Origin of the sequence: Nonomuraea sp. NPDC059023, assembly GCF_042740095.1 — a bacterium.
GTDB lineage: Bacteria > Actinomycetota > Actinomycetes > Streptosporangiales > Streptosporangiaceae > Nonomuraea.
On sequence record NZ_JBHYIO010000101.1, the window covers coordinates 1 to 5,417 of the forward strand.

At 67.7% G+C, this 5,417-nt stretch carries 14 protein-coding genes and 1 pseudogene; all 15 read right to left on the reverse strand.

Annotated elements, in window-relative coordinates:
• Positions 1-44: 44 nt before the first annotated feature.
• Complete coding sequence (locus ACFWYW_RS58655) at positions 45-311, reverse strand: hypothetical protein (protein WP_379628076.1); 267 nt, start codon at positions 309-311, stop codon at positions 45-47.
• On the reverse strand, positions 304-543 hold the full coding sequence (locus ACFWYW_RS58660) for a hypothetical protein (protein WP_379628074.1): 240 nt from the start codon (positions 541-543) through the stop codon (positions 304-306). Before ACFWYW_RS58660 ends, ACFWYW_RS58655 begins: the two co-directional genes overlap by 8 nt.
• The gene (locus ACFWYW_RS58665) at positions 536-820 is read right to left on the reverse strand and encodes a hypothetical protein (RefSeq protein ID WP_379628072.1); all 285 of its coding nucleotides are present in this window, start codon (positions 818-820) and stop codon (positions 536-538) included. Before ACFWYW_RS58665 ends, ACFWYW_RS58660 begins: the two co-directional genes overlap by 8 nt.
• Positions 813-1,061, reverse strand: a complete 249-nt coding sequence (locus tag ACFWYW_RS58670; protein WP_379628070.1) for a hypothetical protein — start codon at positions 1,059-1,061, stop codon at positions 813-815. The genes ACFWYW_RS58665 and ACFWYW_RS58670 overlap by 8 nt, the downstream gene beginning before the upstream one ends.
• A complete protein-coding gene (locus ACFWYW_RS58675) occupies positions 1,061-1,408 on the reverse strand; it encodes a hypothetical protein (protein WP_379628068.1) in 348 nt (115 codons plus the stop codon). Before ACFWYW_RS58675 ends, ACFWYW_RS58670 begins: the two co-directional genes overlap by 1 nt.
• Complete coding sequence (locus tag ACFWYW_RS58680) at positions 1,395-1,688, reverse strand: hypothetical protein (RefSeq protein WP_379628066.1); 294 nt, start codon at positions 1,686-1,688, stop codon at positions 1,395-1,397. The genes ACFWYW_RS58675 and ACFWYW_RS58680 overlap by 14 nt, the downstream gene beginning before the upstream one ends.
• On the reverse strand, positions 1,681-1,902 hold the full coding sequence (locus ACFWYW_RS58685) for a hypothetical protein (protein ID WP_379628064.1): 222 nt from the start codon (positions 1,900-1,902) through the stop codon (positions 1,681-1,683). Before ACFWYW_RS58685 ends, ACFWYW_RS58680 begins: the two co-directional genes overlap by 8 nt.
• Positions 1,895-2,380 carry an SLOG family protein gene (locus tag ACFWYW_RS58690; protein WP_379628062.1) on the reverse strand — a complete coding sequence of 162 codons (486 nt, stop codon included), beginning with the start codon at positions 2,378-2,380 and terminating at the stop codon, positions 1,895-1,897. The genes ACFWYW_RS58685 and ACFWYW_RS58690 overlap by 8 nt, the downstream gene beginning before the upstream one ends.
• On the reverse strand, positions 2,373-2,615 hold the full coding sequence (locus tag ACFWYW_RS58695; RefSeq protein WP_379628060.1) for a hypothetical protein: 243 nt from the start codon (positions 2,613-2,615) through the stop codon (positions 2,373-2,375). Before ACFWYW_RS58695 ends, ACFWYW_RS58690 begins: the two co-directional genes overlap by 8 nt.
• The gene (locus ACFWYW_RS58700; protein ID WP_379628058.1) at positions 2,608-2,874 is read right to left on the reverse strand and encodes a hypothetical protein; all 267 of its coding nucleotides are present in this window, start codon (positions 2,872-2,874) and stop codon (positions 2,608-2,610) included. Before ACFWYW_RS58700 ends, ACFWYW_RS58695 begins: the two co-directional genes overlap by 8 nt.
• 3 nt (positions 2,875-2,877) lie before the next feature.
• The gene (locus tag ACFWYW_RS58705; protein WP_379628056.1) at positions 2,878-3,078 is read right to left on the reverse strand and encodes a hypothetical protein; all 201 of its coding nucleotides are present in this window, start codon (positions 3,076-3,078) and stop codon (positions 2,878-2,880) included.
• Positions 3,079-3,230: 152 nt separating this feature from the next.
• A complete protein-coding gene (locus ACFWYW_RS58710; protein ID WP_379628054.1) occupies positions 3,231-3,437 on the reverse strand; it encodes a hypothetical protein in 207 nt (68 codons plus the stop codon).
• Positions 3,438-3,531: 94 nt separating this feature from the next.
• The gene (locus ACFWYW_RS58715; protein WP_379628052.1) at positions 3,532-3,855 is read right to left on the reverse strand and encodes a hypothetical protein; all 324 of its coding nucleotides are present in this window, start codon (positions 3,853-3,855) and stop codon (positions 3,532-3,534) included.
• Between the two features lie 13 nt (positions 3,856-3,868).
• Positions 3,869-4,852 (reverse strand): helix-turn-helix domain-containing protein, encoded by a 984-nt coding sequence (locus tag ACFWYW_RS58720; RefSeq protein ID WP_379641452.1) that lies wholly within the window; start codon positions 4,850-4,852, stop codon positions 3,869-3,871.
• A 1-nt stretch (position 4,853) separates the two neighbouring features.
• Positions 4,854-5,417: pseudogene (locus ACFWYW_RS58725) on the reverse strand (hypothetical protein); the annotation flags it as partial.

Consider the following 5,417-nt stretch of genomic DNA (forward strand, 5'->3'; position numbering starts at 1 on the left):
GGGCTGGAGTGTGGAGGTCTACGCGAGGGCAGGGGCGAAGGGCATCAACCACGGTCTTCGTCCCTCCACGGCTTGTACATGCGCATCTCGTTGAGGCGGTGCTCGTCGATGTGGATGAGGCCGAGTTCCAGCAGGTGTAGCAGTGCCGTGCGGACCTGCCCGTGCGCGATGTCGCGCATGGTCATGCCGGGCTGCTGGTAGGGGCCGTTCGGTCCGAGCGCCCAACCGTTGGCAGCGCCGTTAGCGATGCGGCGGACGCGGTCGAACGGGCTGCCCTCCGTCTCGTCCACGACGGAGATGTCGTCAGCCATCAGCGCTCCTCTCGGGCAGAGCGGCGAGGAGCGCCTGGGCGTGCGCGTGCGGGCATCCGTCCCATGTCGACGTCGGACCGTGTGTGTGGCATTCGCCGTCGTGGTCGAAGTGCTCGCATGGGCTTGGGTCGTGGAGTTCGACGAGGAGTGCCTCCAGCTCCTTGATGCGGGCCTCCAGCTTGTGGATCCGCTTGCGGTGCGGGATGACGGCGGCGGCTCTGGTGTCAACCATCGGTGTTCCTCTCGGGTAGGGCGCTGATGGTCGGGTACAGATCACCGAAGGTCTGGCAACCTGCGATGACTCTCCACACGATCTCCGCGTCCATGGGGATGTCGAGTTCTCCGGCGCGCGCAGCTCCGATGCCTTGCACGTAGCCCATGACGGCAGCCTCGCGGACCAGCTTGTGTTCCCGTCCAGTCATCGCGTCGAGGGCGCGGTTGACGCGCCCGTCCCGGTAGGCGTCACGGCCAGCGATGTAGCGGACGATCTCTTCAGGGATCTCAGCCATCGGCGTCGGTCCTCTCGGGCAGGGCGGGCAGTTCTTCGCGGGTCGACTCCTGGACCCGCAGGCCAACCAGATGCCTGGTGTGGTGGTTGTGCTCGCACGTGACTCGTGTTTCGTCGCTGACGCCCTCGGCGTCCAAGGCGCGGACGAAGTCTCGGAGCGCCCATACCGTCATGTCTCCCTGGTAGGGCGGGGAACTGCTGATCCGCAGTGAGCGGGAGCGGGAGCGGGCTACTTCAGCCATCAGAGGTCCTTTCGGGAGACGAGTCTCCCGTGTAGTTCGCACTCGGGATGCGCGTGGGCGATCATGTCGCCGTACTCGTCCGCGCCCAGATCACGGGCGGTGGCGCAGATCCCGTTGCATGCCTTCTCGGGCAGGGCGTCGCCGAGCCGGTGCGCGGCGTTGCGCCCCTCAACGCTGTACCGGTCCACGAGGACGGCTCGGAGGTCTTCGGTGGAGACGACGACCATCCCAGCGTCGGCGAGCGCTTCGACGATGGCGCGGGCCATGGCAGGTGGTGCGTCGGCTCCCGCCGTGGGGCACACGTAGAGGCCGATGGCCACCTCGATCACCCGCTCAGGCGTCAGCATCGGCTTCTCCTCTGGCGATCTCGCACGCGTAGCTGTAGCCGTCCCAGTTGTCCACGCCTGCGGTCTGGAGCGCGTTGAGGAAGGCGGAGTCCTCGCCCAGTTCGGCGACCTTCTTGCGGAGCCGGTCCAGTTCGGCGGCGGTCTCTCGCCGTACCTGGACGGCGATGAGAGGAGCAGCAGCGCGAGCGCCGCACTCGGCGATCTCCACGTACATCGGGCCGTACCGGCGCCGAACCTCTTCGCGGGCAGCCCGGACGGCTTCCTCAGGGATGTCAGACATCGGCTGCCTCCAACAAGAGTTCATCGACCAGGCCAACGACATGCTCATGGCAGAGGACGAGCCGGTAGTCGGCGGTGGACGGATGGTCTGCCAGTTCGGCGGCTCGCTGCCCGGTGACGATCGTGAGGCGTGCCGAACAACCCAGCGTCCTGAACGCGTACGCGACCGCTTCCGCCGTGCACGAGCCATCGCCGCACGGACCGATATCAGCCACGGCCCGTCCTCTCGTAGCGGCGTACAGGGATGCCTGCCTTCTCGGCCTGGTCCGCTGTGTGAGTAGCCCCGTGGGAGCCGTGCGGCTTGGGCTTGCGACAGGACGGCTTCACACACGCGTCGATGAAGGCTGCGCAGTACGTGGCTCCCGACGCGACCATCTCGTCATCTCGGCGGAGTCCTGCTCCTGGGCAGTAGGTGGTGCCGTCCCTGCGAGTCTTGCGGTGGCCGGGAGGGCAGTCGGGCAGGCAGGTGTCCCAGTCGGCCGGGTGGTGCTCCACGATGAGTCCGCCACCCCACCGGGCGCCGACCCGTTCGCTGATCTCGTCAGCGCCTTCCGCGCAGCCCTCGACGAGCGTCACGTTGTCGGGGCCGTGCCGGCACACCACCCAGGCGATGGCGCTCCGCACTGCGCCCTCGTCCTTCCACGTCCGGCTCCCCGTGATCAGAAGGCGGACCGGGCGGGTCTCCTCAGGCATCAGGAGCCTCCCGGACTCGGCGCAGCCACGAGCAGATGGTCGCCACCGTGGACGACTCCCAGATGTCGACCGTCCAATCGATGATGGCCAGATCCTCGGTGCCCAGCTCTACGCCGGCGAGCTCCTGCATCAGCGCGATCCGGTCGGCGTCCTGCTGCGTTTCGCCGTCGCCTGGTTTGATCGCGTGGTACGGCGGCGTGTGGATCGGGCCGCGAGGGATGTTGATCTCAGCCATGGGTCGGCCCCTTCTCGGCGCGGTTGAGGACGTCCACCGCTCTCTGCCGGTACATCTCGCGGAGCGCGCCCTCGGGGAAAGCGTTCGTGGGGATGGACACCTCCAGCGGTCTGGTCTCCTGGAATTTGGACATGGTCGCGGTGGCGTGCTGCCAGTCCGACAGGCCGCCCACCGTGTGCGGGAAGGCTGGCGACCAGTCCGGGCTGGCCTCTACGTAGGCGAGAAGGTCCTCGCACGAGGCGTCAGCGGAGAACCGCATCGGTCAGGCCTCCTCTCCGGGTTCGGTCACCTGCAAGCGGGACGCGAACCGCCCTCGTTCATGCATGACGACCCAACTGGCCGCCTCCAGCGCGTCGATCAGCGACCGGGCAGCGGGCGACTCCTCGCGCGGGTCGTCGTATTTGTCCAGCAGCGCCACGATTACCTGCCGTCGGCCATCGTCGAGCATCTCGGTTGCACCCACGATGTGGACAATCGTCCGCGTCCTTGTTGCTCGTACCGCCCGTTCGACGGCCGTGTGAGACAGGCGAGGCTCTCCTGGCACGACTCCTCCTTGATCGGCTTGGGTGTGGTGTTGGTGCCCTCCCGCGTCACGAGCACGGAGGGCGGAGCCTGCTACTCGGCGATCTCGTTCCAGCCGTACTGGACGAGGTTCTCGAACCAGTCCTCCACGAACGGCTTGACGTGCTCCTCCTGCTCGTCCTCACTCAGGGCGTCCCACTGCTCGCGGGTGAGGCCCGTGTCGATTTCATCGCTGAGACTCACGCCTTGCGAGGACATGCAGAGGTTGGCCTCGACCTTCACGGTCTCTTCGCTGCTCATGACCTGCTCCTTGTCGATGAGGTCTTGTGGATGTAGCGCCCTCCCGTGTCTCGCTCGCGGAGACCCGGCCATACCGGGATAGAGGGCTGGCCGTTCAGGCGACGACACGGAGATCGAGCAGCCGGTACCACCACTTGAACGCACGCGCGGTGGGGATGCAGAAGTCCTGAACGATGTCGTCGTCCGCGTCGAGGACGTCCAGCACGGCGTAGCAGTCCGTGCAGTCCTTCGTAGACGGCTTGATGAAGCCGATCGCGCTGGCGCGGTGCAGCGACGCCTTAATGGCGCGGGCTTTCGACTCAGCCTCACTGATCGAGTACTGCCGTGCCACACCGTTCGGAAGAGCTCGGAACGCGCTCAGGGCGACAGCGTCGGGGTGAAGATCGGGAAGTGCGCGACCAGAGTGAATTTCGACCATCGCTCGGTTCTCCTCAGGGGGTTAGGTCAGGGGCGGGTCTCGATTTCCCCCTGAGTAGGTTGGAGATGTAGGTCTGGTGGACCCCGTATTGGCGCGCAAGCTGCGACTGAGATGCGCCTGAGGCGATCTGTTCTCGAACCTGGGCGAGCTGGGAGACGGTCAGCCGGTTGCGGGCCGTACGGCCGAGCCGTTCGCGGCGTCGATCGTTCGTTCGGACCGTGTCGGCGCGGGCGGCGGCCCGGCATGTCTGGCAGCGGCACCGGTGCTTGTAGTACCGCTCCCGGCCGTGAACCGGTAGGCGCTGCGGCGACCCGTTCGTCTGGCGCGCTCTGATCGCCTGGACAGCCGTGGTGCCGGCGCCCGGTCGAGCCTCAAACCATGGGCGGGAAGGTACCTCTCCTTGATGCCATAGCTGCAGGATGCGGATTCGGGCTGTGCCGAGGTGGGCTGAGAGGTTTGCTCGGGTGACGCCCATCGCCTCGGCTGCGCGGCTGTAGTCGCCTTCGTGGGCGGCGAGGTAGGTGAGCGCCTGCTGCTGCCTGACGGTCAAGGTGGGCCATATCTGCGCCAGGGCGAGGCGCTCGACCACGCGATCCTCCAGCGGGGTCGGGTGGGCCGTGGTGGTGCGCCAGTAGCGCAGGAATCCAGAGCCCGACTCGGCTCCGGAGTACCCGCTGAGCTCGGCGTAGCCGTACAGGCGGTAGGTGTGGCGGACAGCTCGTCGGATCGCTTCCCGGCCGGCGTGGATCAGAGTGTGCCGGGTGGGCGGCCGGTCGGCGGCGAGCAGCTCGTCGAGGATGCCGTCCCACGCGGCCTGGTAGCGGTCCTCGGCGTTCGTCGCGCGGAGGAAGGAGGATGTGGTGGCGGTGCGGGCCAGCGCGTCGAGGTCGGTGAGCTCGTAGCCCCAGCGCAGGCCCTGCGCGAACAGTTGGTCCGGGGCATCGGACTTCTCGATCTGGCCGTCCTCGCCAGGGTCGTAGTAGACGAGTTGCACCATGTCAGGCGGCCTTCCGCGGGAGAGCGAGCACCTCGGGGAAGATCAGTGGCCAGTGCAGCGGCTGGTGCTGCAGGCCGGTGATCTCGTGGCGTAGCCACTGCGCGGCCTGGTTCTCGGCCTCGGCGATCTGGCCGGCCATGACGGCGTGGGCCAGCTCGGCGGCGCGAAGGTGCCGCTGGCGCCGGACTCGCCGACTGTTGGTTTGGACGAGCCTCGCGCCGACTGTCAGGTCGGCCAGGAGCCGCAGGTGCTCGATCGGGGCCGAGGCGATCCACGAGCGCGGCACCACCGGCACCCCGAGGTGCAGCTGCTCGCGCGCCTCCTTGGGGGTGCAGCACATCCACTCGATCTGCTCCAGCGAGCGGATGCCGAGCAGGCTGTCGCCGACGGCGAGGTTGAGCCGGACGGGCCGCAGTGGGGTGAGCAGGCTGCACGCCAGCTCAGCCAGGTCGACGCTGATCGGGTGGATATCGGCGCCGTACAGGCACTCCAGCACGAGGGCGCGCGCGAGCTGGCTGGCGGGGATGTCGCCGAGCAGTTCCTGGACGGCGGCGAGCTGCCCCTC